This window comes from Mesorhizobium sp. M8A.F.Ca.ET.181.01.1.1, assembly GCF_004792025.1.
Taxonomy (GTDB): domain Bacteria; phylum Pseudomonadota; class Alphaproteobacteria; order Rhizobiales; family Rhizobiaceae; genus Mesorhizobium.
Window position 1 is genome coordinate 300,541 of the sequence record NZ_SRTV01000003.1, and the last position, 26,303, is coordinate 326,843.

Annotated in this window: 24 protein-coding genes and 1 tRNA gene; 8 read left to right on the forward strand and 17 right to left on the reverse strand. The window is 63.6% G+C overall.

Features of this window, described 5'->3' with window-relative positions; all coding sequences use genetic code 11:
• Nucleotides 1–8 precede the first annotated feature (8 nt).
• The 4 genes from EN824_RS14160 (at nucleotide 9) to EN824_RS14175 (ending at nucleotide 3,289) form a co-directional block, all read left to right on the forward strand.
• The gene (locus EN824_RS14160) at nucleotides 9–1,073 is read left to right on the forward strand and encodes an ABC transporter ATP-binding protein (RefSeq protein WP_135929326.1); all 1,065 of its coding nucleotides are present in this window, start codon (nucleotides 9–11) and stop codon (nucleotides 1,071–1,073) included.
• Nucleotides 1,074–1,150: 77 nt separating this feature from the next.
• Complete coding sequence (locus EN824_RS14165; protein ID WP_127280627.1) at nucleotides 1,151–1,309, forward strand: transposase; 159 nt, start codon at nucleotides 1,151–1,153, stop codon at nucleotides 1,307–1,309.
• Nucleotides 1,310–1,607: 298 nt separating this feature from the next.
• Nucleotides 1,608–2,441 (forward strand): SGNH/GDSL hydrolase family protein, encoded by an 834-nt coding sequence (locus tag EN824_RS14170; RefSeq protein WP_127869921.1) that lies wholly within the window; start codon nucleotides 1,608–1,610, stop codon nucleotides 2,439–2,441.
• Entirely contained in the window at nucleotides 2,438–3,289 is an 852-nt protein-coding gene (locus EN824_RS14175; protein ID WP_127280169.1) for an SDR family oxidoreductase, read from the forward strand. Before EN824_RS14170 ends, EN824_RS14175 begins: the two co-directional genes overlap by 4 nt.
• On the opposite strand, the gene EN824_RS14180 is transcribed toward EN824_RS14175, so the two are convergent.
• Nucleotides 3,283–3,957: a TetR/AcrR family transcriptional regulator gene (locus EN824_RS14180; RefSeq protein WP_135915025.1), complete on the reverse strand. Its 675-nt coding sequence runs from the start codon at nucleotides 3,955–3,957 to the stop codon at nucleotides 3,283–3,285. The genes EN824_RS14175 and EN824_RS14180 overlap by 7 nt on opposite strands.
• A gap of 403 nt (nucleotides 3,958–4,360) precedes the next feature.
• On the opposite strand from EN824_RS14180, the gene EN824_RS14185 reads away from it, so the two are divergent.
• The 3 genes from EN824_RS14185 (at nucleotide 4,361) to EN824_RS14195 (ending at nucleotide 7,789) form a co-directional block, all read left to right on the forward strand.
• Nucleotides 4,361–5,914 carry a sodium:proton antiporter gene (locus tag EN824_RS14185; RefSeq protein WP_127280171.1) on the forward strand — a complete coding sequence of 518 codons (1,554 nt, stop codon included), beginning with the start codon at nucleotides 4,361–4,363 and terminating at the stop codon, nucleotides 5,912–5,914.
• A gap of 113 nt (nucleotides 5,915–6,027) precedes the next feature.
• Nucleotides 6,028–6,936, forward strand: coding sequence for an endonuclease/exonuclease/phosphatase family protein (locus tag EN824_RS14190; protein ID WP_127280172.1), 909 nt, complete (start codon nucleotides 6,028–6,030; stop codon nucleotides 6,934–6,936).
• Between the two features lie 7 nt (nucleotides 6,937–6,943).
• Nucleotides 6,944–7,789 carry an EamA family transporter gene (locus EN824_RS14195; protein ID WP_127869919.1) on the forward strand — a complete coding sequence of 282 codons (846 nt, stop codon included), beginning with the start codon at nucleotides 6,944–6,946 and terminating at the stop codon, nucleotides 7,787–7,789.
• A gap of 6 nt (nucleotides 7,790–7,795) precedes the next feature.
• Here EN824_RS14195 and EN824_RS14200 read toward each other — a convergent pair whose 3' ends face one another.
• The 14 genes from EN824_RS14200 to EN824_RS14270 form a co-directional block, all read right to left on the reverse strand.
• Nucleotides 7,796–9,013 carry an MFS transporter gene (locus EN824_RS14200; protein ID WP_189343705.1) on the reverse strand — a complete coding sequence of 406 codons (1,218 nt, stop codon included), beginning with the start codon at nucleotides 9,011–9,013 and terminating at the stop codon, nucleotides 7,796–7,798.
• A 90-nt stretch (nucleotides 9,014–9,103) separates the two neighbouring features.
• The gene (locus EN824_RS14205) at nucleotides 9,104–9,421 is read right to left on the reverse strand and encodes a Dabb family protein (protein WP_127281047.1); all 318 of its coding nucleotides are present in this window, start codon (nucleotides 9,419–9,421) and stop codon (nucleotides 9,104–9,106) included.
• 11 nt (nucleotides 9,422–9,432) lie between these two features.
• Complete coding sequence (locus EN824_RS14210; RefSeq protein WP_135932407.1) at nucleotides 9,433–11,061, reverse strand: GMC family oxidoreductase N-terminal domain-containing protein; 1,629 nt, start codon at nucleotides 11,059–11,061, stop codon at nucleotides 9,433–9,435.
• A gap of 12 nt (nucleotides 11,062–11,073) precedes the next feature.
• The gene (locus EN824_RS14215) at nucleotides 11,074–11,835 is read right to left on the reverse strand and encodes a 3-ketoacyl-ACP reductase (RefSeq protein ID WP_127279214.1); all 762 of its coding nucleotides are present in this window, start codon (nucleotides 11,833–11,835) and stop codon (nucleotides 11,074–11,076) included.
• A gap of 211 nt (nucleotides 11,836–12,046) precedes the next feature.
• Entirely contained in the window at nucleotides 12,047–13,561 is a 1,515-nt protein-coding gene (locus EN824_RS14225) for a GMC family oxidoreductase (protein ID WP_127279213.1), read from the reverse strand.
• A gap of 106 nt (nucleotides 13,562–13,667) precedes the next feature.
• Entirely contained in the window at nucleotides 13,668–14,783 is a 1,116-nt protein-coding gene (locus EN824_RS14230; protein ID WP_135932408.1) for an ABC transporter ATP-binding protein, read from the reverse strand.
• A gap of 4 nt (nucleotides 14,784–14,787) precedes the next feature.
• Entirely contained in the window at nucleotides 14,788–15,732 is a 945-nt protein-coding gene (locus EN824_RS14235) for a carbohydrate ABC transporter permease (RefSeq protein WP_127279211.1), read from the reverse strand.
• Nucleotides 15,729–16,685 carry a sugar ABC transporter permease gene (locus EN824_RS14240; protein WP_127279210.1) on the reverse strand — a complete coding sequence of 319 codons (957 nt, stop codon included), beginning with the start codon at nucleotides 16,683–16,685 and terminating at the stop codon, nucleotides 15,729–15,731. Before EN824_RS14240 ends, EN824_RS14235 begins: the two co-directional genes overlap by 4 nt.
• Nucleotides 16,686–16,775: 90 nt before the next feature.
• A complete protein-coding gene (locus EN824_RS14245) occupies nucleotides 16,776–18,029 on the reverse strand; it encodes an ABC transporter substrate-binding protein (protein WP_127869913.1) in 1,254 nt (417 codons plus the stop codon).
• A 58-nt stretch (nucleotides 18,030–18,087) separates the two neighbouring features.
• Nucleotides 18,088–19,599, reverse strand: coding sequence for an aldehyde dehydrogenase family protein (locus EN824_RS14250; RefSeq protein ID WP_127279784.1), 1,512 nt, complete (start codon nucleotides 19,597–19,599; stop codon nucleotides 18,088–18,090).
• 17 nt (nucleotides 19,600–19,616) lie between these two features.
• On the reverse strand, nucleotides 19,617–20,393 hold the full coding sequence (locus EN824_RS14255) for an enoyl-CoA hydratase/isomerase family protein (protein WP_127279785.1): 777 nt from the start codon (nucleotides 20,391–20,393) through the stop codon (nucleotides 19,617–19,619).
• The gene (locus EN824_RS14260) at nucleotides 20,386–21,987 is read right to left on the reverse strand and encodes an acyl CoA:acetate/3-ketoacid CoA transferase (protein WP_127279786.1); all 1,602 of its coding nucleotides are present in this window, start codon (nucleotides 21,985–21,987) and stop codon (nucleotides 20,386–20,388) included. The genes EN824_RS14255 and EN824_RS14260 overlap by 8 nt, the downstream gene beginning before the upstream one ends.
• Entirely contained in the window at nucleotides 21,984–23,000 is a 1,017-nt protein-coding gene (locus EN824_RS14265; RefSeq protein WP_127279787.1) for a Gfo/Idh/MocA family oxidoreductase, read from the reverse strand. The genes EN824_RS14260 and EN824_RS14265 overlap by 4 nt, the downstream gene beginning before the upstream one ends.
• Nucleotides 22,997–24,055, reverse strand: a complete 1,059-nt coding sequence (locus tag EN824_RS14270) for a LacI family DNA-binding transcriptional regulator (protein ID WP_127869911.1) — start codon at nucleotides 24,053–24,055, stop codon at nucleotides 22,997–22,999. Before EN824_RS14270 ends, EN824_RS14265 begins: the two co-directional genes overlap by 4 nt.
• Nucleotides 24,056–24,296: 241 nt before the next feature.
• Here EN824_RS14270 and EN824_RS14275 point away from each other — a divergent pair, with 241 nt between their 5' ends.
• Complete coding sequence (locus EN824_RS14275) at nucleotides 24,297–25,451, forward strand: dihydrodipicolinate synthase family protein (RefSeq protein WP_127280118.1); 1,155 nt, start codon at nucleotides 24,297–24,299, stop codon at nucleotides 25,449–25,451.
• Nucleotides 25,452–25,650: 199 nt separating this feature from the next.
• On the opposite strand, the gene EN824_RS14280 is transcribed toward EN824_RS14275, so the two are convergent.
• Together EN824_RS14280 and EN824_RS14285 are read right to left on the reverse strand one after the other, a co-directional pair.
• Nucleotides 25,651–25,725: transfer RNA gene (locus tag EN824_RS14280), tRNA-Val, on the reverse strand.
• A 114-nt stretch (nucleotides 25,726–25,839) separates the two neighbouring features.
• Nucleotides 25,840–26,202, reverse strand: coding sequence for a response regulator (locus tag EN824_RS14285; protein ID WP_010911372.1), 363 nt, complete (start codon nucleotides 26,200–26,202; stop codon nucleotides 25,840–25,842).
• Nucleotides 26,203–26,303: the final 101 nt, after the last annotated feature.

Sequence of the window (26,303 nt, forward strand, 5' to 3'; positions counted from 1 at the left end):
AAAAAGCCATGGCCGACCCGTTCCTCTCCATCCAGCACGTTCGAAAATCCTTCGGTGCCACCACGGTCGTGGAGGATTTCAATCTCGACGTCGAGCGCGGCGAATTCGTCTCCTTCCTCGGGCCATCCGGCTGCGGCAAGACTACGGTGCTGCGCATGGTGGCCGGCTTCGAGGAGCCGAGCGCCGGCAAGATCGTCGTAGGCGGCAAGGACATCACAAGGCTGAAGCCCAACCAGCGCAATGTCGGCATGGTGTTCCAGGCCTATGCGCTGTTCCCGAACCTGACCGTGGCGCAGAACATCGGCTTCGGGCTGAAGGTCGCGGGCATGCCCAAGGCGGACATCGATGCCCGTGTCGCCGAGATGCTCGGCATCATCAAGCTGCCGCAGATGGCGGACCGCTACCCCTACCAGCTCTCGGGCGGCCAGCAGCAGCGCATCGCGCTGGCGCGCGCGATCGCGCCGAAGCCGAAGCTGCTTCTGCTCGACGAGCCGCTGTCGGCGCTCGACGCCAAGGTGCGCGTGTCGCTGCGCGAGGAAATCCGCTCGATCCAGAAGCGGCTCGGCATCACCACAATCTTCGTCACCCATGACCAGGAAGAGGCGCTGTCGATCTCCGACCGCATCGCGGTCATGTATGGCGGCAAGGCCGAGCAGGTCGGCACGCCGTTCGAGATCTACAACCGGCCGGCGACCAAGTTCGTCGCCAATTTCGTCGGCACGCTCAACGTGCTCGAAGGCAAGGTCACCGACGCCGCGTCCGGCAAGGTGCAGGTCAACACCCAGGAAGTCGAACTGAAGGGCAAGCTCAACGGCTCGAAGTCCGGCGACATGCTGTCGCTGGCGCTGCGGCCCGAGGCAATTTCGCTCGGCCGCCAGCCTGGCCGCGACGCCAGCCTGACCGGGGAGATTTCCGAAGTGCATTTTCTCGGCTCGGTGATCCGGGTCCGCGTCGGCATCGGCGGCAACATGGTGTCGCTCGACACGTTCAACAACTCCGCCACCCCGCCGCCCGCAGTCGGCGAGAAGGCCGAGATTTCGTTCTCGTCGAGCGATATGCTGGTGCTGCATTAAGCTCAGCGGATATTCAGGTGAGCCGGCCTGCAATTGCCGGCCTCCCGCTAGGAGCCCGCCAGCGAAACCAGCCCGAGATGAGCGTCGCCGACGGCTGTCTCGACATCGGTTCGAACACGGTGGATCGCGCCATTCGGCCCCACACAATCAAACGCAAGAATGCGGTCTTCGCCGGGTCTGATGGCGGTGGCAGACAGGGTCGACGATCGCCACGATCCTGCAGGCCGCCAAGATGAGCGGCGTCGATCCGTTCACCTGGCTCGCCAACACTTCCAGGTCTCTACTTCGCGGGCGCGAATGTCGTTTGTGAGTACGCGATGTCGTGCAACGGGTCGATGAAGTCCCCCTGGTTGTCGGCTGTCAGCGGTGAAAGCGAGCGGTGTCCGCAGGAGCTGGAACCTGATGAAGACTCCGGATGTTGCAAAATTTATCAGTATTTTCAAATCCTTATCGACCCGATAACGCGAGTAGCGGCGTTCCTGGGACGCGGCTATCTATCACCTGTGCGGATGAATTCAGGTGCGAGGTGAATCGATGTCGAATGAACAGGTGAACTGGCTTTTGAAGGTCATCCAACCCGAGCGGAGTCTGGCCTCCCTCCCCGGAGGTGCGAATTTCGGCCAGGACGCTCATGCAGCGCTACTTGGCCTTCCGGTCGAGGTTTACGCGGCCGAACTTGGCCGCATGCAAAAGGAGGCCTCGGAAGCGGCTAGCGCCCTGCTTGCGGACCAGGCCGTGGCATCGATGGTCGATCGCCTTCCGCTTCGCAGAGGGGCCAAAGTAGTGGTGTTCGGCGACAGCTTGACATCCGAGCCCCAGTCCTGGGCGGTGATCCTGAGGGAAATGCTGACGATGCGCCGAGGTGCCGAGGAGATTTCGCTGACCATCAGCGCGGTGGCGGGCGAGACGACCACGCACGGTCTTGTGCGTGTCAGAGAGATTACCGATGCCCGGCCCGACTGGATCCTCTTCCTGTTCGGTACCAATGATGCGCGCACGCAGGGCCCGCACCCCACCAAGACACTCGTCCATCACGAGGAGACCGCGCGCAACATCGCGGAGTTGCGCCAGCGCGTTTCCCGAGAGACCAAGGCGAGCTGCGTTTGGATCACCCCGCCAGCGGTCAACGAAGCGCAGGTCGCGACGCATCCGGGCCTTGCCAGGTTCGGGGTTCGGTTCCGCAACCAAGATCTTGAGCGAGTCGCCAAGATTATTCGCGACGGCGACGGGCCCGTCATCGACGCCTTCTCTATTTTGGGGAGCCCGCCTCCTTCGGACTTCCTCATAAGCGACGGTCTGCATTTCACCCTGGCTGGCCAGAAGCAAATGGCGTTCGAGGTGATCCGTGGCTGGAGCAAACTCAAGTGAAATACCTGGTCATCGGCGCTACGGGAAACATCGGCGCCCGGGTAGTTCAGCGCCTCATTAATGCGGGGGCACGCCCGTCCGTTTTTGTCCGCTCCACGAAGAGGGCCAAAGCCCTTTTCTGCGACCAGGTCGACATTCATGTCGGAGACCTCGAGAATCCAGGTCCCTCGTTGGGCAGGGCGCTGGTTGGAGTCGACGGGATATTCCTCGTCACGGATGGATTGGATCTCGAGAAGCGAGATCGCGCGGTCTCCTGCGCTGCCAACCGCGCAGGCGTCCGACATGTGGTCAAGCTCTCCACGCTAGACGTGCGAACCGGAATCGGCACCGGTCCGTGGCATGCACGGGGCGAGAATGCCGTTCGGGAGAGCGGGGTGGCGTTCACATTCATTCAAGCAGCCGGATTCATGTCCAACGCCTTCGGTTGGTCGGAGTCCATCCGCCGAGAGGGCGTGCTGCGCTCATCCACGGGTGGGGGCAAGATCGCATTCATCCATCCAGACGACATCGCTGCCGTCGCCACAGCCTCCCTGACCACACGCGACTACGACGGCCAGGCACTTGTGATCACCGGCCCTGAGGCGCTGTCGTATGGGGAGATGACGGATACGATCGGTAGAGCCATCGGCAAGCCCGTTCGCTTCGAGGAAATAACGGACGGTCAGGCATACGCACGCACGGTCGAATGGGCCGGGAAAGGCGCCTATGCGGATGCGCTCGAGGACATCTGGCGGGCGGTGCGCGAGGGCCGGCTTGATACAGTGACGGATGGCGTAAAGGAGATAACCGGACGGGAACCAATCCCGTTCGACCAGTGGGCCACCGAGAATACCGCGTCGTTTCAGTAGTCTTTCGGAGCGCTGCCCTGAAAGGAATTCACGTAGACCAGTACGGTGCGGATTGCCTCGCTCCTTGCACCATCGCGCGAGAGGGGCGCGTGCTGTCCTCCGTGCACGAGCGCTTCCACCATGCGAGGTAGGACAAAAAGCATCCGCTCCGTCTCGTCGAGGCTGTACCGCTCCGGGTCCTCGGCGCGTGACAGGACTTGTCCGAAGGTCTGATGCAGCGCATTCTTGAAGCCGAGAGCGCTGTGCGGAACAGCGGACGCGACAACGTCGTGCAGTTCGGCAGTTTCCGCGTGCGCGTTCACCAGGCCCAGGACGAGTTCGCGCGCGAATTCCTCCAGCGAAGCCGAGGCGCAGTCGGTGATCGTCTGCTTGATGACCCGCCGCACCTCATCGACGTGCCGGTCGTGAAGAGCTGTGAAGATCGCGCGCTTGTCGGGGAAGTACTGATACAGCGATCCGACACTGACGCCGGCGGCCTCGGCAATGCGATTGGTGGTAATCGCCAGTGTCCCGTGGCGCTTGGCTACAAGCTGTACCGCCTCTAGCACGACGTCGACGGTCTGCCGCGAGCGTTGCTGCTTCGGCGTGCGCCGCGTAAGGGTCCTTCCGGCGGTCTGCATGCTGCCTTGCTGTGTGTGGTCGCTGGGCCGAGCCTCGGTACGGATCATAACAGTTCCAACCCCTCCAAACAACGTGCCAACGAGTGCGCTGCTCGTACCCAGATACAACATCAAGCGCACCGCAAGGGTCCCAACGCCTCTCTCAGGGCGTCATTTCGCCCCAGCGGAACCGATCCAGATCAGGGTGCCACGCTTTCTGATGGGCGTGCGGCCTTTCATGGAGGCCCGTCACGCTCACAGAGGGCCACCGTTTACATGCGTGTTACAGCCCGGCGATGTTTTTCGACGATGGCTTTCGCGGCGTCCATGATATCCCGAGCAGCCGACGAGGATCATGCGGGGCAGGAGGCGGTTTGAGACGTGCGGCCAGAGGGCTTGAGTTTGATGGCCAATCCACCGCATCTTGCGGGAATATCCGCGTCGGCAATCCGGTCTCCAGAAGTAACCGCCCATGGCTCTTTTTGAACTGACCCTCGTCCTGCTTTTGACCGCCGTCGCGCTGACGGCGCTGTCGCGACGGCTGGAGATTCCCTATCCGTCCCTGCTGGCCCTGGCCGGCGTCGCGATTGCCTTCGTGCCGGGCGCGCCAGTGATCGAGATCGACCCGGAACTGGCGCTTGCCCTGTTCATCGCGCCGGTGCTGCTCGATGCCGCCTTTGACACGTCGCTGCGCGACCTGAAGCGCTACCGGCTGTCGCTGGTGCTGCTGGCGCTCGGCGCTGTGGTCTTCACCACCGTCGTGGTTGCCTTCGTCGGCTGGAAGATGGCCGGACTGCCGATCGCGGCGGCGGTCGCGCTTGGCGCCATCGTCGCGCCGCCGGATGCGGTGGCGGCATCGGCGGTGCTCGGGCAGTTCAAGGTGCCGCACCGCATCACCGCCATACTGCAGGGCGAGAGCCTGCTCAACGATGCCACGGCGCTGCTGATCTATCGGCTGGCGGTTTCGGCAGCGCTGGGATCGATCATGCTGAGCAACGCCATTCCGGTGATCCTGCTGGCGACGATTGGCAGTCTTGTCGCGGGCTATCTGTTTGGCCGCGTGTCGCTGTTGGCGCTCACCCGCATCGAGGATGCGGCGAGCAGCACCGTGGTCCAGTTTGCCGGAACCTTTGCCGTCTGGATCATCGCCGACAAGCTCGGTCTTTCCGCCATCATCACCATTGTCGTCTATGCCATGACCATTGCACGCAGGGGACCGCGCCACTCGTCGGCGAGACGCCGCGTCAGCACCTATTCGGTCTGGGAGTCGGCGGTGTTCGTGCTCAATGTGCTGGCGTTCGTGCTGATGGGCCTGCAGGCACGCACGATCGTCGGCAGGCTGGCCGGAGACGGGCAAGGCGAAGCATTCCTTTTCGCCGCAACGGTGCTGGTCGTCGTTATCGTCGCACGTCTTGCCTGGGTGGCGAGTTACGTCGCGATCATCCGATGGATTGCCCGCTTCGGCGGCAAAGAGGCAAGGCGGGAGTTGCCGACTTTCGGAGGCGCCGTTCTCGTCGGCTGGTGCGGCATGCGCGGGCTGGTGACGCTGGTCGTGGCCATTGCGCTGCCGGCCAATTTTCCCGGCCGCGATCCGATCGTGCTCGCCGCCTTCGCGGTGGTTCTGGGCACGCTGGTGCTGCAGGGCATGACGCTAAAGCCGCTGCTGCGCTGGATCAACTTCGACAAGGACAGAACCGTCGACAATGAGGTGGCGAAGGCGCGCGTCGCCATCATGCAGGCAGCGCTGGACGTGCTGAACCGCAAGACCTCGGCGGCGGCCGCCGTCGTGCGCGAGCAGTATGAGGCTCAGCGTGTGATCGCTGAAAACCCCGACGACGCGCAGGCCGCGACCGAATACGACCGGCTGCGCCTTTATGCCATCAACCGCCAGCGCGACACGCTGGAGGAACTGCGCAGCAATGGCACGATCGGTGACGAGGCCTATCACCGGCTGGAGGAAGAGATCGACTGGGCGGAATTGGCGGCGTCGCCCGCCGGCCGCTTCCAGCCGCTGACCACCGACTAGCAGATACCGAGTCTCAACCGCCCTGCTGGCCCAAGCCCCGTCCGTCTTCCTGCACATTGCAAGCAATCGACCGAACCGTTACTGCCAACGCCGAGAAGTGAGCCGGATAAGCAATGAAGCTGGTCAGCTACAACATCCAGTACGGGTTCGGCAGCGACACGCGCTACGATCTTTCGCGCGCGGCGCGCCTTGTCGCCGGCGCCGACATCATCGCCTTGCAGGAGATCGAGCGGCACTGGCAGCGCAGCAATTTCGACGACCAGGCGGAAATGCTTTCACGCCTTTTGCCTGGTTATCACTGGGTGTATGGCCCGGCCTTCGACATGGATGCCAGCGAATGGCGGGACGGCCATTTGGTCAACCGGCGCCGGCAGTTCGGCACCATGGTTCTGTCGAAACTGCCGATTGTCTGGTCGCGGTTGCACGCGCTGCCGATGCGCCGCACGTTGCGTCCGCTCAACACGCGCAACGCCGCGCTCGAATGCATGATCCGCACGCCGGCAGGGCCGGTCAGGGTGCTTTCGCTGCATCTCGCGCACATCGCGGCGGAAGAGCGGCTGGAGCAGATTGATTATCTCTTGGCCGAGCACCGCCGGGCGCCATCGGAAGGCGGTCCGTGGAGCGGCACCGATGACGAGCCTTCGCGCAACTGGACGCATGGAGAATCAGAGCCGGAAAATCCACCGGCGGCGATCTGGCTGGGCGATTTCAACATGGAGCCGGGCAGCGCCGAACACCGCCGCATCGTCGGCAGCACGCCCTACCATCGGGGTGCTGCCTATCTTGGCGGCTTCGTCGATGCCGCAGCCGTGGCGGTCGAACCGGCTGGTGATTTCCACACGCATGAGAAGATCATCGACGGCAGGCTGGCAAAGCGCCGGCTGGACCATTGCTTCGTCGGTGGTATGTTGGCCGGGCGGGTGAAATCGATCGGCGCCGATATCGGCGAGGTGGCGTCCGATCACTTCCCGGTCCGGGTCGACATCGATCTCGAAACGCCATTCGGCCCGGGAGGTCGATGAGCCCCATATGACGCTTTTCGTCTTCTTCGCGGTGCTTGCCGCCGCCGCCATGCATGCGATCTGGAACGCGCTGGTCAAGGTGCATCTCGATCGCTTCCTGTCGATCACGCTGATGACGCTCGGCATGGGGGTCGCGGGCCTCGTGGTGCTGCCTTTTGTCGAGGTGCCGAAGGCGGAAGTCTGGCCCTATATCATCGCCTCGGTGATCTTCCACATGGGCTACCGCACTTTCCTCATCGGTGCCTACCAGGCCGGCGATTTCGCCCAGACCTATCCGCTGGCGCGCGGCACGGCCCCTCTGCTGGCCGCGGTCGGCGGCATGTTCGTCGTCGCCGAGGTGCCGGCGCCGCTCGCCATTGTCGGCATCCTGCTGTTGTCGGCCGGCACGCTGGTGATGTCGTTTCGCGGCGGCGCGCATCTGGAGAAGCTGAACCTGCGGGCGGTCGGCTTCGCCTTCGGCACCTCGGTGTTCATTGCCAGCTACACCCTGTCCGACGGCAGCGGCGCGCGGCTGGCGGCAACCGCGCAAAGCTATGCCGCCTGGCTGTTCATCTGCGATGCGCTTGGGGCGCTGGTGCTGTGCCTCGTTTTCCGGGGGCCCAAGGCGTTGCCGGTGTTGGCGCGCGACTGGAAGACCGGGCTGTTCACCGGCGTGCTTTCCGGCGCGGCTTACTGGATCGTGATGTGGGCCATGACCAAGGCGCCGATCGCCTCGGTGGCGTCATTGCGCGAGACCTCGATCCTGTTCGCCATGATGATCTCGGTCTACGCGCTCGGCGAGAAGATGACGGGCTGGCGCGGTGCGGCCGCGCTCAGCATTGTCGCCGGAGTGATCGCGCTCCGGCTGGGGTGAGCGTCCTCAACCCAGCACGGTCATCACCTGGCCGCGCCGCTCCGGACTGAAGCGGATGACGACGATGATGCAGACGGCGACCACGCCGGCGAACAGCGCCAGCGCGTAGCCATAGCTGCCACCGGGCGCCTCGGCGATCCCCGCCTGATAGGGACCGCCATAAGAGGCGGCGAGATTGCCGGCCTGGTAGATGAAGCCGGGCAAGGTCGCGCGCACCGCGCCGGGCGAAAGCTCGTTGAGATGCACCGGGATGACGCCCCAGGCGCCCTGGACCGCGACCTGCATGATGAAGGCGCCGATGGCCAGCATGAAGGGCGTTGAGCTGTAGGCCCATAGCGGGATGGCCGGCAGGGCGATGATGCAGGCCAAAGTAATGGCATTGATGCGGCCGATCTTCTCCGACAGCGCGCCGAACGCCAGGCCGCCGACAATGGCGCCGATATTGGCGACGATGGTGATCCAACTCACCGTATGCGGATCAAAGCCATGCTGCTTCTTCAGGAAGGTCGGGTAGAGATCCTGCGTGCCATGGCTGAAGAAATTGAAGAACATCATCAGCACCACGGCATAGAGCGCGACGCCCCAGTGCTTCTGCAGCGTCTCCAGAAGCCCCGGCTTGACGGATTTCTGCGCCTCGACGAAGGCGGGTGATTCCGGGACGTGCGAGCGGATGAAGAGTACGATCAGCGCCGGGATGAAGGAGAGCAGGAACATGAAGCGCCAGCCGATCGTATAGCCACCGATCGTCTGCTGGTAGAGCAAGCCATAGACTACCGCCGCCAGCAGGTAGCCGGCGGGATAGCCGCATTGCAGGATACCCGAGACCATGCCGCGCGCGCTCGGCGGAATGGACTCCATGGCGAGCGAGGAGCCGAGCCCCCATTCGCCGCCCATGGCGATGCCGAACAGGGCACGCAACGCCAGGAAAATGCCGAGATTGGGAGAGAAGGCGGCCAGCGCCCCGATCACCGAGTAGCTGACGATGTTGAGCATCAGGATCGGCTTGCGACCGTATCTGTCCGCGAGCATGCCGAAGAAGAACGCGCCGATGAAGCGCGTCGCCAAGGTCAGGAACAGTGCCTTCGAGACTGCCGGGACATCGGTCTGGAATTCACTCGCAATATCGGTGAGCAGGAATGTCAGAAGGAAGAAATCAAAAGCGTCGAGCGTCCAGCCCAGGAACGAGGCCAGAACGGTTTTCTTCTGCTCGGCAGTGAGATTCAAGGCATCCTCCTTTGGTGCCCCCAAAGGAACGATATGTCGCCTTGTCGGCAAAAGAGAACAGCGATCAGCCGGCTTTCGAAAGGTCGGCGGTCACTTTTTCGTAAGGTCGAGATCGAAGACCATCAATCCGTCCGTGCCGCCTTCGAGGGCCGCGACCAGCCGGGCGCCGGCACGCTGATGAGCCTCATGCACCAGATAGGCGTCGCGCGCCGCGGCATCGCGGAAGTCGATGGTGAAGCCATGGGTGAAACCCCGTGCGAAAGGCTCCGGACTGGCATTGGCGCTGAAATGAACCGTCTCCATGCCTTCGATCACCTGTCGCAAGGCCTCGAGGTCGGCGTGGATGGCCGTGCGCTCGGTCGGGGACACATCGCTACGAAATCTGGCGAAAACACAGTGTCTGATCATTTTACCACTCCCTAAGCAGCGTGATTGCCGGAAAACACCGCCGGCGCCAGCGGCTCGCGGCCAAGGATCAGATCAGCACCCTTTTCGCCAACCATGATGGTCGGCGCATTGGTGTTGGAAGAAGGCACACGCGGCATCACCGATGCGTCGCAGACACGCAAGCCGTCGATGCCGCGCAGCCTGAGATCCGGCGTCACCACCGCCATCTCGTCATGGCCCATGCGGCAGGTGCCGACCGGATGGTGGTCGGTCTTGGACGTGCGGCAGGCATAGTCGATCAGTTCATCGTCGCCGGCGAGCGATGGGCCGGGCAGCACCTCGCGCAGCACGTATGGGGCCAGCGCCTCCTGCCGCATGATTTCGCGGGCCAGCCGCAGTCCCTTGAGCGACATGGCGCGGTCATAGGGATCGGACCAGTAGTTGGGGTCGATCAGCGGATGGTCGGCGGGGTTGGCGCTTTTCAGCCGCACCGTGCCGCGCGAGCGCGGGCGCAGGAAGGCCGAGTTCAAGGTGACGCCCGGGTTGTTCAATTTCTCGACGCCGGCCTCGATGCCGGATCCCAAACCCAGGTGGAACTGGATGTCGGGCGAGGCGGCGGTCGGGTCGGCGTACCAGAAGCCGCCGGTCTCGAACAGGCTGGAAGCCACCGGACCCTTCTTCAACAGCAGATATTGCAGGCCGGCCCAGGCCGTGCGGTGCAGCTTGGCGTAATTGTCATAGGTGTGATCGCCGGTGCATTCGGCGATGACGAACAGGTCGAGATGGTCCTGCATGTTGGAGCCGACGCCGGGCAGATCGTGCACCGGCGTCACGCCGACCGATTTCAGATGGTCGGCCGGGCCGATGCCCGACTGCATCAACAGCTTCGGCGAGCCGATGGCGCCGGACGAGACGATCACCTCGCGGTCGGCGCGCAGGATTTTTGTCTCACCCCCCGGCTTATCTACAACCTCGACGCCAACAGCGCGGGCTTTCTCGACGACGATGCGGGTGACCAACACGTCGGTCCTGACGGTGAGATTCTTGCGGGCGCGAATCGGCTTCAAGTAAGCGACCGAGGCGGAAGAGCGCCGGGCATCCTTCTGGGTCAGCTGGTAATAGCCGACGCCTGCTTGGGCAGCGCCGTTGAAATCCGGGTTGAAAGGGATACCCATCTCCTGGCCGGCGCGGAAATAGGCCTCGCAGATCGGCAGCGGCGAAATCGGGTTCGACACGCCGAGCGGGCCCTGGTCGCCGTGGAAATCGTTGGCGAAACGCTGGTTGTTCTCGGCGCGCTTGAAATAGGGCAGCACGTCGCGGTAGCCCCAGCCGGCCAGCCCTTCCTCCTTCTCCCAGGCGTCGTAATCGCGGGCATTGCCGCGCGTGTAGATCTGCGCATTGATGGAGGAGCCGCCGCCGACCACCTTGGCCTGCGTGTACCAGAAGACGCGATCCTTCATGTGCTTCTGCGGCACGGTCGACCAGCCCCAGGAGGCAATGCCCTTGGTCATCTTGGCGAAACCCGCCGGCATGTGGATATAGGGGTGCCAGTACTTGCCGCCGGCTTCGAGCAGCAGCACGGAATTGGAGGGATCCTCGCTCAGCCGGTTGGCCAGAACGCAGCCGGCCGGACCGGCGCCCACGATGATATAGTCGGTCATTGTCTCATCCGTTCACAGCCGCGGCACCGAGAGCGCGCCGTCGACATTAATGATCGAGCCGGTCGAAAAGCCCAGTCTGCTGGCAGCGAGCGCCGCCACCATGGCGCCGATGTCGGAGGCTTCGCCCCAGCGTTTCGCCGGCACCAATCCACCTTCGATCAGCGCGTCATATTTGGCGGTCACGCCCGCCGTCATGTCGGTGCGGATGATGCCCGGCCGCAGCTCGAACACGCCGATGTTTTCCGAGGCGAGCCTGAGCGCGAGGTTCTTCACCCACATGGAAAGCCCTGCCTTCGACATGCAATATTCGGAGCGTTCTGGAGAGGCCATCTCGGCGCTGACCGATGTGATGGTGATGATCGATTTCGCATGATCGCCGGGCTGGCGGAGCATCGCCTTGGCGACGGCTTGGCTGAGGAAGACGGTGCCTCGCAGGTTGATGCCGAGCGCGCGGTCGAAATTGTCGGGTTTGAGATCCAGCAGGTCGCCACGCACGACGGCGCCGATGCCGGCATTGTTGACCAGGCAGTCGATGCGGCCGAAGGCACGCATGGCGATATCGACGAGGTCGGCGTGGCTTTCGAGATTGGCGATGTCGCATCTGATATAGGCGAATTTTGCAGCCCGCGCGGTGATATTGGCGGCGAGATTGGCCGGCGCTTGGTCGGCTAGGTCTGCGACAAGAATATCGAAGCCTGCGTCGGCGAGCGCCTCGGCACAGGCCAATCCAATGCCGCGTGCACCGCCGGTGACTATGGCGGCAGGGCGCGTCATGGGGCGCTAGCCTTGCGAATGCTAGCGCTGCCCCTCATCGCCCTGCCGGGCACTTCTCCCCGTATAGTGACGGGGAGAAGGACGCTGTCATCGCCGCTTTCGCCAATCGCCAGCGCTGCAAAAAGGTCGCCGGCGTTGCGGCCAGGTCCCTTCTCCCCGTCCTTCACGGGGAGAAGGTGCCGGCAGGCGGATGAGGGGCGGCGCAAACCGGTCATGCTAGTTCGCTCTTGCGGATATGGTCCGCCACCCGTAGCGCCTGGGCGGCGATCGACAGCGCCGGATTGACCGCCGCCGAGTTCGGCAGAAAACTGGCGTCGACGACGAACAGGTTCTGGTGATCGAAGGCGCGGCAAAAGGGGTCGAGCGGCGATGTCGCCGGGTCGTCGCCCATTTTCACCGTGCCGCACTGGTGCGAGGGCGTACGCTTGTCGAAAGGGCGCGACAGCACGATGGGATAACCGCAGGCGCGAAAATTCGCGCGCATCACCTTGGTCAGCCCATCGAGCGACTGCATGTTGGAGCGCCGCCACTGCATGACGATGTCCTTCCCGTCGACCATGATGCGGCTTTCGGGATCGGGCAGGTCCTCGCACATCAGGTACCAGTCGACGGCATGGCTGGCCATGTAATCGAGCGCGAATTTCGGCACCCGCTTCACATTGGCCCTTAGCATGTTGCCGTCGATCTTGCCGAGAAGCTGGACATTGCCGAGCGGTTTGCCGCCCTTGCCGTCGGACAAATAGTAGTCGTTCAGCATCAGCGTCTTCTGGTAGACGGCATCATTCCTGCGGCGCGGATCGATCGCCAGCATGGCGCTCGAATTGTGGTTCATGAAATTGCGCCCGACCTGGTCGGAGCGGTTGGCCAGGCCCTTGTCGCCCCCCTTGCCATTACCGGGTGAGGGCGAGCGTAGCAGGATGACCGCTGAATTGACCGCGCCGGCCGACAGGATGACCAGTTTCGGCGACAGCTTTTTCAGCTCGCCGTTCTGGCGATAATGTATGGCGGATATGGATTTGCCGTCCGGGGCAGTCTCGAGATATTCGACATAGGCGCCGGTCTCGAGCTTGATGTTCGGATCGGTCAATGCCGCTGCCAGCGGTGCGGTCTGCGCGTCCATCTTTCCCTGGCCCGTGTTTGGGAAGGCGTCCCAGCCGGTCCTGCCCTCCTTCAGCCATGTCTCTATGTCGACGCCGAGTGGCAGGGAGGCCGGATGCAGGCCCAGTCCCTTGAGCTCGGCGCGGGCACGCGCGATCGGCGCCTCGTCGGGCACCGGCTTGAAGGCATAGGGAACCGAATGAAATGGCTCGGTTGGATCCTCGCCCAGCGCGCCGCGCACGCGGAAAAGCTGCTCTGCTTTCGAATACCATGGCTCGAATTCGTCATAGGAAAACGGCCAGGCCGGCGACACGCCGCCAAAGTGCTCCATGTCGGAAAAGTCTTGCTTGCGATAGCGGATCAGCACCGCGCCGAAGAATTTCGAGTTGCCGCCGACATAGTAGTAATTGCCTGGGTTGAAGGCGCCGCCGCCGGCCTCGCGCCACATCTCCTTCGGCCGGTAGTGGCCGTCGACGAAGATCGAGCGCGTGTCGCGCGCATGCGGGGTCGCCGGCAAGGGTTCGCCGCGCTCCAGCATCAGGATGGAGGCGCCGCTGCCGGCCAGACCGGCAGCGATCGTGGCGCCGCCGATGCCGGAACCGATGATGACGATATCGGGGTTTGCCATCACCTAAAGCGCGCCGCGATTGAATTGACACATGCGACGCGCTTCAGGTCCTTTGTTTTGATGCATGTCGTTGCCCCAAAACCGGATCCACTTTTGGCGACACGCATCAGCGAATACGGTTCTCGGTCGCCGGATCGAAGAACACCGCCTTGGTCAGGTTGAAGGCCAGCGGCGTGCTGGTGCCCGGCTGGATGTTGGCATCGGCGCGCAGCCGTGCCACCACGCCCTTGCCGCCGAGATTGGTGACGGCGAAAGTGTCGGAACCGGCCGGTTCCACCACCTCGATATGGCAATCGGCGGTGGCGATTTGCGAGGCGTTGCGTTCCGCGCCTTCGGGATCGGTAAGCGCCTCCGGGCGGACGCCGAAGATGATCGGCTTGCCCTTGAATGCCGACAATCCGGCCGGCGCGTTGGCCATCGGCAAGGTGATCGGCTGGCGTGCCTCGCGATCGAGCACGACGGCCAGATCGCCGCCATTGCCGCCGATGGTGGCCGGGATCAGGTTCATTGCCGGTGACCCCATGAAGTCGGCGACGAAGACATTGCTGGGGTTGTTGTAGATTTCGGCCGGCGTGCCGAATTGCTGCACCTCGCCGTCACGCATGACGGCGATCTTGGTAGCCAGCGTCATCGCCTCGATCTGGTCGTGGGTGACATAGACGATCGTTGTACCCGTGGTGGCATGCAGGCGCTTGATCTCGATGCGCATGTCGACGCGCAGCTTGGCGTCGAGGTTGGACAGCGGCTCGTCGAACAGGAACAGCTTGGGGTCCCGCACCAGCGCCCGGCCCATGGCGACGCGCTGGCGCTGGCCGCCGGAGAGCTGGCTCGGCTTGCGCTGCAGCAGATGGCCGATCTGCAGGACCTTGGCCACCTTGTCGATCGCCTTCTGCCGTTCGTCGGCCGGCACGCCGCGCATTTCCATGCCGAAGGAGATGTTCCCGGCGACCGTCATGTTGGGGTAGAGCGCATAGCTCTGGAACACCATGGCGATATCGCGGTTGGACGGATGAAGATCGGTGATGGTGCGGCCGTCGACGCGGATATCGCCAGAGGTGATCGTCTCCAGTCCGGCAATGGTGTTGAGTAAGGTTGACTTGCCACAGCCGGAAGGACCGACCAGCACCAGGAAGCCGCCTTTTTCCAGCTCGAGGTTAATCCCTTTCAGGATCTCGACCTGGCCGAAACGCTTCCTCAGACCATCAATTTCCAGAAAAGCCATTGGGTTATCCTTTGACCGCGCCCGCCATCAGGCCACGCACGAAATAGCGGCCGGCGAGCACATAGACGAGAAGGGTGGGGAGTGCGGCGATCATCGCCGCCGCCATGTTGACGTTGTATTCGACGACGCCGGTCGAGGTGTTGACGACGTTGTTGAGCGCCACCGTCATCGGCATCGCATCGCCGGTGCCGGCATAGGCGGAGGCGAACAGGAAGTCGTTCCAGATGTTGGTGAATTGGTAGATGACGGTGACGACGAAGATCGGCATCGAGTTCGGCAGCATGATGCGCCGGAAGATCTGGAAGAACGAAGCGCCGTCGACCTGGGCGGCCTTGACCAGTTCGGTCGGGAACGCCTCGTAATAGTTGCGGAAGAACAGCGTGGTGAAGCCGATGCCGTAGACGACGTGGACGAAGACCAGATTGACCGTCGAATTGCCGAGGCCGAAGCTGGTGCCGATCGAGTTTTGCAGCGTCACGCCGAAGCGGCCGACGCTGCCCAGGATCGTCGCCATCGGCAGCAGAACGGACTGGAACGGAATGAAGCAGGCAAACAGCATCAGCCCGAACACCAGCGTCGCCCCGCGAAAACGCCATTTGGTCAGCACGTAGCCATTGAGCGCACCGAGCATGGTCGAGATCAGCACGGCGGGAACCACCATCTTGATGGAGTTCCAGAAATAGCCCTTGATGCCGGCGCAGGTGAGGCCGACGCAGGTCTCGCCCCAGGCCTTCAGCCAGGGATCGAAGGTCGGCGCCTTGGGCAGCGAAAGCATGTTGCCGTTCTGGATCTCGTCCATGGTCTTGAACGAGGTCACCAGCATGACGAACAACGGCATCAGATAGAACAGGGCGAACAGCGCCAGAAGTCCGTAGATGACCATGCGGTTGACGAGTTTGACGTTCATGCCGCCGCTGGCCTGGCGGGCGGGAGTGGTCATAGCGCTCATCGCGGCTTCTCCCTGAGTTCCGAATAGAGATAGGGCACGATGATGGCGACGATGGTCATCAGCATGATCACGGCGCTTGCCGAACCGACGGCCATTTCGTTGCGCTTGAAGGTGTACTCATACATGAAGTTCGAAGGCAGCCATGCCGAGCCACCGGGGCCACCGCTGGTCAGCGCGACGACCAAGTCATAGGATTTGATGGCAAGGTGCGCGAGCACGATGAAGGCCGACAGGAAGATCGGCCGCAGCAGCGGAATAACGATGCGGCGATAGAGCTGGAAGGTGGTGGCGCCGTCGATCTGCGCCGCCTTCATGATCTCGCCGTCAATGCCGCGCAGGCCGGCCAGGAACATCGCCATGATGAAGCCGGAGGCCTGCCAGACGCCGGCGATGACCACGGTGTAGATGACGAAATCCTTGTTCTTGATCCAGTCGAAATGGAAGCTCGTCCAGCCCCATTGGTGCAGCGTCTGCTCGAGGCCGAGGCCAGGGTCGAGGAACCATTTCCAGGCGACGCCGGTGACGATGAAGGAGAGCGCCATCGGGTAGAGGTAGATGGGACGCAAGACGCCTTCGCCGCGGATCTTCTGGTCGAGCAGGATGGCCAGGAACAGGCCGAGCGCCAGGCAGATCAAGATGTAGAGAAAGCCGAAAATGCCCATATTGGTGATCGATGTGTACCAGCTCGACGGCGGATCGGTGTCGAAGGTCCAGTTCCACAGCCGCTGGTAGGCGCGCGCGCCGGTTATGGCGTAGGACGGAAAGGTCTTGGAGTTGGTGAAGGACAGGTAGATCGTCCACAGGATGAAGCCGTAGACGAAGACGACGGTGACGGCGAAGCTCGGCGCCAGCACGATCTTGGGCAAGGCGTCCTGCAGCCGCGAGCGCACCGAGGCCCGCGGGCGGGCATGCTCCGGCGTCAGCTTGATCTGGGTTGTCGCAACTGTGCTCATGGGGTTCCTCCCGTCGGCGTTCGGCCGACCGGCCTCACGGACCGGGAACCTCCCCCGCCGGAGCGGGGAAGGTGGTTGGGTGCCTAGTGCTTACTTGGCGTCGTCGATTGCCTTGACCAGTTCGGTCACGGCCTCGTCCGAGGTCTTGATCTGACCGTGGACGAATTTGGAGACGACGTCCTTGTAGGCATTGGCGACAGCCGGAGGGGCGCCATAGCCCTGGGCCAGCGAGCCGAACAGCGTGCCGCCTTCATTGGCCTTCTTCAGGTCGGCGATACCCTTCTTGCCGCAAGCGTCGAAGTCGGTGTCAGGCACGTCGGTGCGGGCCGGAACCGAACCCTTGACGACGTTGAAGGCCGACTGGAAGCTCTTCGACAACGTGGCTGTGGCCAGAGCGACCTGGGCCGCCTTGCGGTCGTCGGGGACGTTGAACATGCCGAACATGTCGGAGTTGTAGATCACCGAGCCGTCCGTGCCCGGGAAGCGGTAGCAGAGGAAGTCGGTGCCCGGGGTCTTGTTGGCGGCGTGGAACTCGCCCTTGGCCCAGTCGCCCATGACCTGCACCAGCGCATCGCCCTTGATGACCATGGCGGTGGCGAGGTTCCAGTCGCGGCCCGAGAAGTTCGGGTCGACATAGGTGACGAGCTTGGCGAGGTTGTCGAACGACTTCTTCATCGTGTCGGACTTGAGCGAGGCGTCGTCGAGGTCGTTCATCGCCTTCTTGTAGAACTCCGGCCCGCCGGTCGACAGCACGACGGAATCGAACATGGTGGCTTCCTGCCAGTTCTGGCCGCCAAGCGCGAGCGGCGTGACGCCGGCCGCCTTGGCCTTGTCGAGCAGGGCGATGAAATCATCGAAGGTCTTCGGCTCGGCGCCGCCGATCTTGTCCATCACCGCCTTGTTGATCCACAGCCAGTTGACCGAGTGGACGTTGACCGGAGCGGCAACCCACTTGCCGTCATAGACGGAGAATTTCTGCAGGGCGGCCGGAACCGATTTGTCCCAGCCTTCCTTCTTCGCCGTCTCGGTGAGGTCGCCCATCACGCCGGCCGCGGCATAGTCGAGCACGGTATAGCCGAGCATCTGCGAGGCGGTCGGATAGTTGCCGGCCGCGACCATCGCCTTCAGCGCGGTCATGGCGGCATCGCCGCCGCCGCCGGCCACCGGCACGTCCTTCCAGGCATAGCCTTCCTTGGCCAGATCCTGCTTGAGCACGTTGAGGGCAGCCGCTTCGCCGCCCGACGTCCACCAATGCAGCATCTGCACTTCCTTGACGTCCTCGGCATGGGCCGCGAAAGCCAGGCCCGAAGCGAGAGCCGTTCCGATAAGCAGTTTGCGCAACATGTACTTCCTCCCTTGTTGCAACTCACGTGACCGGCGGATGCCGCCGGGGTCTCCCAACTCAGCCGACCCACCAACCGGTGCGCTGGCCGCGATGAAACTGGATTGTCTTTTCCTCGGTATAGTCCTCGACGGCGCGCTTGCCGAGTTCGCGGCCCAGGCCCGACTGCTTGTAGCCGCCGAACGGCAGTTCTGGATAACCTTCCATGAACGTGTTCACCCAGACCGTCCCCGAACGCACGCCCCGCGCCACCGACATGCAGGTGTCGATGCTGGCGCTCCACACACCCGCCGACAGACCATAGGGCGTGTTGTTGGCGATGTGCAACGCCTTTTCAATCGTTTCAAAAGTCAGCACCGAGAGCACCGGCCCGAACACTTCCTCGCGGGCGACGGCCATGTTTTCGGTGACGTTGCGTAAGATCGTCGGATCGAGATATTGGCCGGCATTGGAAGGGAGTTGCCCGCCGCCGCTGTAGATGCGGACCCCGTCACTCGCGGCGGCCGCGATGTAATCGGTGACCTTGGCCAGATGGTCGGAGGAAATCATCGCACCGACCTTGGTCCTGATATCGAGTGGATCGCCCACGGCTACCTTTGCGGTCAACGCCTTCACGGCGGCCAGGAAATCGTCGGCGATCGCTTCGTGCACGATCAACCGGCTGCCGGCATTGCAGCATTCGCCGGCATTGAAGAAGCCGCCGAACACCGCTGCATCGGCGGCCGCCTCGAGATCGGCATCGGGGAAGACGATCTGGCCGTTCTTGCCGCCGAGTTCCATCGAAACCTTCTTCAGGGAATTCGCGGCCGCCGCCATGGTCATCTTGCCGACGCGGGTGGAACCGGTGAACGACACCATCTCGACCAGGGGATGGCTGACCATTGGCGCGCCGACATCGGCGCCAAGACCGGCGAGGATGTTGACGACGCCGGCGGGCAGGCCAGCCTCCATCAGGATGTCGCCGAGCACGAAGGTCGAGGCCGACGTCATCTCGCTCGGCTTGACCACGGCCGTACAGCCGGCGGCCAGCGCGAAAGGCAGTTTCTGGCTGACGATGAGGAACGGGAAATTCCACGGCGTGATGATCGAGACGACACCGATCGGCTCGCGCAGCACGACGCCCAGCATGGCGTCGCCGAGATTGGCGTAGCTCTCGCCATGCAGCGTGCGGGCAAGCGAGGCGGCATAGCGCCAGATGTCGACGGCGCCGCCAATCTCGCCGCGCGCCTGGGTAATCGGCTTGCCGGATTCCAGCGCATCGAGGCGGGCGATGTCTTCCAGCCGGGCCTCGATCAGGTCGGCCGCCTTGAGCAGGATCGCGGCGCGCTCGGCCGCCTTCATGCGCGGCCAAGGACCGGTCTCGAACGCCCTGTGCGCGGCCTGCATCGCGGCTTCCACTTCGGCAGCCCCTGCCTGAGCATAGTGTGAAACGGTGAAGCCGTGGCCGGGGCTCTTGCGTTCCAGCATACGGCCGTCGCGGGCATCGACATGCTTGCCGTCGATCAGCAGCTTGTACGCCTTGGGCGCGGCGGAAGCCTCGGCGGGCATGGAAATCTTCAGAGGTGCATTCATGTGATTTCCACTCTGTCCTAGGAACGCGAAAACACGGGCTTCTGCTTGGTCTTGAAGGAGCCGACGCCGGCCTTGAGATCGCCGGTGAGCGCTATGAAACCGCTGGCCAGGGCTTCGGTCGCGGCAGCGCTTTCCTCGCCTTCGGCAACGGCGATCATCAGCTTGGCGGCTTCGGTCGCCAGCGGCCCGCGTTCGGCGATTTTCCCAGCCCAGGCCTTGGCTTCGTCTAACGCCTTGCCGGTTTCGACGACGCGGTCGACGATGGCAAGCACGAGCGCTTCAGCCGCCAGAAAAATCTCGCCACCGACAGCCATGCGACGCACCGTCTGGGCGCCGAAGCGGCGCACCGCGCGTTGCGTGCCGGACCAGCCGGGGACGACACCGATCGAGGTCTCGGGGAAGCCGAGCTTCACCTGGGTTTCGGCGACGCGAAAATCGCAAGCGACAGCCAGTTCCAGCCCGCCGCCGAGAGCATGGCCGGACAGAACGGCGATGGTCGGCTGCCGCAGCCGTGCCAGCCGGTCGAAGACACGGTGGCCGTAGCGCACCCATTGCACCTGGAAATCTGCGGCACTCATGCCGCCCCAGGCCTCGACATCGCCGCCGGCGCAAAATCCCTTGCCTTCGCCGCATATGAGGACGGCGCGGACATCTTCGGCGCTTTCCGCCTCATCGAGAGCCGCCTCCAGCGCGCGCAGCATCGGGATGTCGAGCGCGTTGAATTTTTCGGGCCGGCGCAAGGTGACGATGCCGATCGCGCCATCCCGCTCGAAGGTGACGAGGCGCTCAGCCATGCGCGCCTCCAAGCGAGGCGCCGCCATTGAGTGACAGGCCGATCGGCCGATCCTGGTAGAGCGCGGCCGGCGTCACCTTGAGGTCATTGGCCACGTTGAGCGGGATCTCGGCCTGTGCCAGCACATCGCGCTCGAGGTCGATACCGGGCGCCAGTTCCGTCACCATCAGCCCATCGGGCGTCAGCTTCATCACGCAGCGCTCGGTGACATAGGTGATGTCCTGCCCTTGAGCGACGGCACGCTTGCCCGAGAAGGAGATATGCTCAACCTCATTGACGACTTTCTTGACCTTGCCCTCCGCATCGATGCGAATGCCGCCATCGGCCAGCGAGAGCTTTGCCCCGGCGTTGAAGAAGCCAGAGAAAACAATCTTCTTCGCCCGTGACGTGATGTCGACGAAGCCGCCGGCGCCGGCGGTGACATGCGGCCGCGCCGAAAGTTTCGAGACATTGACCGAGCCGTGGCGGTCGATCTGCAGGAAGGAGAGCAGCGAGGCGTCGAAGCCGCCGGCCTGGAAATAGATGAACTGGTGCGGCGAGGGCATGATCGCCTCGGCATTGGAGGCGCAACCGAACTTGAAGTCGAGCAGCGGCACGCCACCGACGGCACCCTGTTCGATCACCCAGGTGACCTTGCCGTGCTGGCCTTCTTCCAGAAGGATGCGCGGCACGTTGGCCGAGATGCCGAAGCCTATGTTGACGGCCATGCCGTCGCGCAGCTCCATGGCGACGCGGCGCGCGATCACCTTCTGGACGTTCATCTCCGCGTTGCGGAAGGTCGACAGCGGCCGGAAGATCTCACCCGAAATCGCCGGATCGTAAGGCGTCAGCGTCGTCTGTAACTGGTCGGGCGCCACGACGATATGGTCGACCAGCACGCCCGGCACGCGCACATCATGCGGCTTCAGCGTGCCGTTCTCGACGACGCGCTTGACCTGCGCGATGACGATGCCGCCATTGTTGCGGGCGGCGAGCGCCTGTTCCAGCCCACCGAGATAGGCGCCCTCATGCTCGTAGGTCAGGTTGCCGCGCTCGTCCGCCGTGGTGGCGCGGATGATCGAGACTTGCGGCACGATGGCGCGGAAATAGAGCCATTCCTCGCCGTCGAATTGCTGCACCGAGACGATCGGTTCGCCGGCGGCGGCGTTCATGGCGCAGCCCTGGTGGCGCGGGTCGGCGAAAGTGTCGAGGCCGACCTTGGTCAGCACGCCCGGCCGCTTGGCGGCGGCCTCGCGGTGCATGTCGAACAGGATGCCGGACGGCACGTTATAGGCGGCGACGGAATTGTCGCCGATCATCTTCCAGATCTGCGGCGGTTCGGCCGAGGAGGGCCCCGACGGATAGGAGCCGCACAGCGTGCGCTTCAACAGGCCGGGCTTGGCCAGATGATCGATGCCCTTGATGCCATACATGTCGCCGGCGGCGATGGGATGCAGGGTGGTGATGTCCTTCGGATGGCCTTCGCTGTCGAAGCGTTCGCCGATGGCGGCGAGCACGGCGTCCGGACAGCCAAGACCGCTCGACGAGGACACCGAGACGACCATGCCGTCCTTGATCAGGCTGGCTGCCTGCGCCGATGAAACGACCTTGCTCAATTCATGCTCCCGAGTTTCGGGTCGATCTTGACGGCTCTGCCGGAATTGGCCGACTGCAATGCCGCCTCGGCCGCTGTGAGCGACCAGATGCCGTCCTCGCCGGTGGCGGAGGGCTGGTCCTCGCCACGGATCGCGGCATGGAACCGGCCCACCGACCTGGCATAGAGGTTGTCGCGGTCGAAGCTCAATTCTTCCTCGCCACCCGCGGTGCGCAGCGTCACCGTGCCGACCGGTTTCTGCGTCATGACATTGCGGGCGATCAGCGAACCCTGCGAGCCGTGCACCTCGAAACCGGTGTCGGCAAATCTGGTGGTGAAGCCTTCATGCGATTGCGCGATGAGGCCCGACTTGAAGCGCCAGATGCACATGGCGCCGTCTTCCAACCCGCTGCCGGCCATGCCGGCCGATTGCGTGAACGCGGAAACCTCGACCGGATCGTCGCCAAGCACGAAGCGAAGCGTGTCGGCATCGTGCACGGTGATGTCGAGCACCACGCCGCCGCCGGCCTCGGGCCTGGCGATGCGCCAACCCTGCAGGTTCTCGGGCAGGTAGACGGAATGGAAGACCCGCGCGGCAATGGGCTGGCCGATGCGGCCGGCGGCAATCGCCTCGCGCATCGCCCGGTGAGCCCCGGCATTGCGCAGATGGTGATTGGTGCCGAGCACAATGCCCGCGGCCTTGGCCGCGGCGACCATTCTACGCGCGTCGTCGCTGGTCAGCGCCAGCGGCTTCTCGCACAGCACATGCTTTCCTGCCTCGATCGCGGCGAGTGCCTGTTCGAGGTGCAGTTCGTTGGTGGTCGAGATGTAGACGGCGTCGATGTCGGATCCGAGCAAGGCATCGAGGTTTGATACGGCGGCCGGAATGCCATTTTCCCTTGCATAGGCCGCGGCGCGTTCCTCGCTGGAGCTCATTACAGCCGCGATCTCGCCATCGGCTTGCGCGCGAACGGCGTCGATCATGAATTGCCGGGCGATCGTGCTGGCGCCGATCAGCCCCCATTTGATGCTCATCTTGCGGCTCCCGTTGCCGCGGGCCTGTTTCGCGTGCGGCGATCTGGGCCGCAGCTTTCCCTGACCACGAGATTGACGGCGCCGATATGGTCCTCGGCGCGCGTGGTGCGCGACTGGATCATCTTGATCATGACGTGGGCCGCGCGTTCGCCGAGACCGGCGGAGTCCACCGCGACGCTGGTTAGCGCCGGCATGTAATGTTCGGCCTCGACCACATCGTCGAAGCCGACGACGGCGAAATCCGCGCCCGGCTCAAGTCCGCGTTTGCGCAGCGCCAGCATGACACCGAAGGCGACGGCATCGTTGAAGCAGAGCGCCGCCGTTGGCGGCTCGGCCATTGCGAGCGACGTCTCCAGGCAGGCCATGCCGCCCTTGCGGTTGGTCTCGCCCTCGATGATGAGCGCGTCGCGGGGGTCTATGCCAAGCGTTTCGCAGGCTTCGCGAAAGCCGCCCAAGCGCTCATGATAGACGATGAGGTCGGACGAGCCGCCGAAGAAGGCCAGGCGGCGATGCCCCTTGCCGACGAGATGAGCGGTGGCGAGATAGGCGCCACGATGATTATCGGGCGTGATCACCGGGATGCGGCTTTCCGGCAAGCGGCGCATGGCGAAGACGACCGGAACGCCCGCCATCTCCAGCCGCCGGAAGGCACCCGGCGTGGTGCCGCGCGCCGGCGAGACGATGAGGCCGGCGACGCCTTGCTCCATCAGCGATTTCAACACTTCTTCCTGGCGCACCGGGTTCTCCGCCGTGTTGGCGATGAACGGCACGATGCCGGCCGACTGGAAGACGCGCTCCATGCCCACTGCCAGTTCAGCGAAGAACGGATTGGTGAGATCGTTGATGACCATGCCGATGACGTTGGAATGGGCCTTGCGCAGATTGGCGGCGCCGCGATTGTAGACATAGCCGACATCCTCGATCGCCTTGCGAACCTTGACCGCGGTCTCGGGGCGGATCAGCCCGCTGCCCTGGAGCACGAGCGACACCGTCGATTTGGACACGCCTGCCTCGCGGGCGATGTCGAAGATCGTCGCCTTGGCGCGGCTGGCCATCCAGATGTCTCCTCCCGGTTTTCTCAATCGAATTTATTGGAACGTTCTAATCCCTGCTCCGTGGATGAGTCAATCGGGATTTTTTCTCGATCCAGCGAGGCGATCATACGTGGTCCAACGATATACCATTCAAGGCTTCATGTGTTGCAACGCAGCATTGGTCGGCGGCCGCTTTCGAATCTTAAAGGTTCTTGATTTATTGGAACGTTCCATTTAGTAAATGCCGAAAACGGAGAGATCGATGGACATTGCCTTGCCCGGCGCGGGTGGCCGCAGCACACGCTACGCGCTTGTCGGACAGCCGGTCCAGCCGGTGATCGGCGCACGGTTCCCGCGCATCGCCTATGCCGCCGCGCATGTCGTCGCCGATCCCCTGGAAATGACCGATCCATGGTCGCGGCCGGTTGTCGACTGGGATAGGACGATGGCGTTTCGCCATCATCTTTGGCGGCTCGGCTTCCGCATCGCCGAGGCGATGGACACGTCGCAGCGCGGCATGGGTTTCGATTGGCGGAGCGCGAGGGAATTGATCCGCCGATCAATCGCGGAGGCGAGGACCGTCGCTGACGCCGACCTCGCCTCGGGCGCCGGAACCGACCATCTGGCGCCGGCGTCGGCCAGGACACTGGATGATGTGATCGCCGCCTATGAGGAGCAGTTCGCTTTCATCGAAGGGCAAGGCGGCAAGGCGATCATGATGGCCAGCCGCGCGCTGGCCGCCGTCGCCAAGGGCCCGGACGACTATGCGCGTGTCTACGACCGCATCCTGTCTCAGGCCTCCGGCAAGGTCATCCTGCACTGGCTGGGCGACATGTTCGACCCGGCGTTGAAAGGCTATTGGGGCAGCGGGAATTTCGAGGCCGCGCTCGACACCGTCGTCGCCATCATCGAACGCCACGCCGGAAAAGTGGAAGGGATAAAAATTTCGCTGCTCGACGCCGGCAAGGAGGTGGCGCTTAGGAACCGGCTGCCGGACGGCGTCGTCATGTTCACCGGCGACGACTTCAACTATCCCGAACTGATCGCCGGAGACGGCAAGCGCCACTCGCACGCGCTGCTCGGCATTTTCGACGCGATCGCGCCGGTTGCCAATGCGGCGCTGGCGAAGCTGGCTGACGGCGACCGTGCCGGCTACGACGCGCTGATGGCGCCGACCGTGCCGCTGTCGCGAAAAATCTTCGAGGCGCCGACCGAATATTACAAGGCCGGCATTGTCTTCATGGCTTGGCTGAACGGCCACCAGGACCATTTCGCGATGGTCGGTGGCATGCAGTCGGCGCGCGGCATCCGCCATTATGCCGAAGTCTTCCGCCTTGCCGATCAGGCTGGATTGCTGGCCGACCCGGAGATGGCGGTTGCCAGGATGAAGAGCCTCTGCGCCGTCGCGGGCGTCTGAGTGGCACACAGGTTGGCCGCGGCCGCCAACTCGAGTGTTGTGGCTTGCCCCTTCGCAAAACTCGCTGACAGGCCTGGGAATAGCCTGACCCGACACCGCAATGATTCGATGAGGGAATAGGGCAGTGGGGGAATCAGGGCACGCAGCGGCGGCCAGGCCTTACGCCCTATCTCTTCGACTCAGCTGGTTTGGATCTGGATGGTGGGCGTGACAGGGATTGAACCTGTGACCCCTGCAATGTCAATGCAGTGCTCTCCCGCTGAGCTACACGCCCATCCGAAGCCGCGCATACACCATTTTTGGTCAGGCGCGTCAATAGCAGGAAAAGAGGAAAAACACGTCGTCTCGCCGCGGCTGTGGACTGACCCGGCGGCTTGCGGAAGGCGGCTCAGGCCGCGTGCAGCATCTTCTCGACCTCGTTGACGAGGTCGCGCAGGTGGAAGGGCTTGGACAGCACCTTGGCGTCTTTCGGCGCCTTGGAATCCGGGTTCAGCGCGACGGCGGCGAAACCGGTGATGAACATGACCTTGAGGTCGGGGTCGATCTCGGTGGCGCGGCGCGCCAATTCGATGCCGTCCATCTCCGGCATGACGATGTCGGTCAGAAGCAGCGAGAATGGTTCTTCGCGCAGCCGCTCATAGGCGCTGGCGCCGTTGTCGAAATCGCTGACCTGATAACCGGCGCGCTCCAGCGCCTTGACGAGGAACCGACGCATATCGTCGTCGTCTTCCGCCAGAAGAATGCGTGCCATGTTGTCCCGTCCGAATCACCCGCCGAGACTGCCGAGGGGCAGGCCCGTTAACCATCCTGTATATGAGGAGGTGAGAGTAAACATCAAGTGAACACCGACGC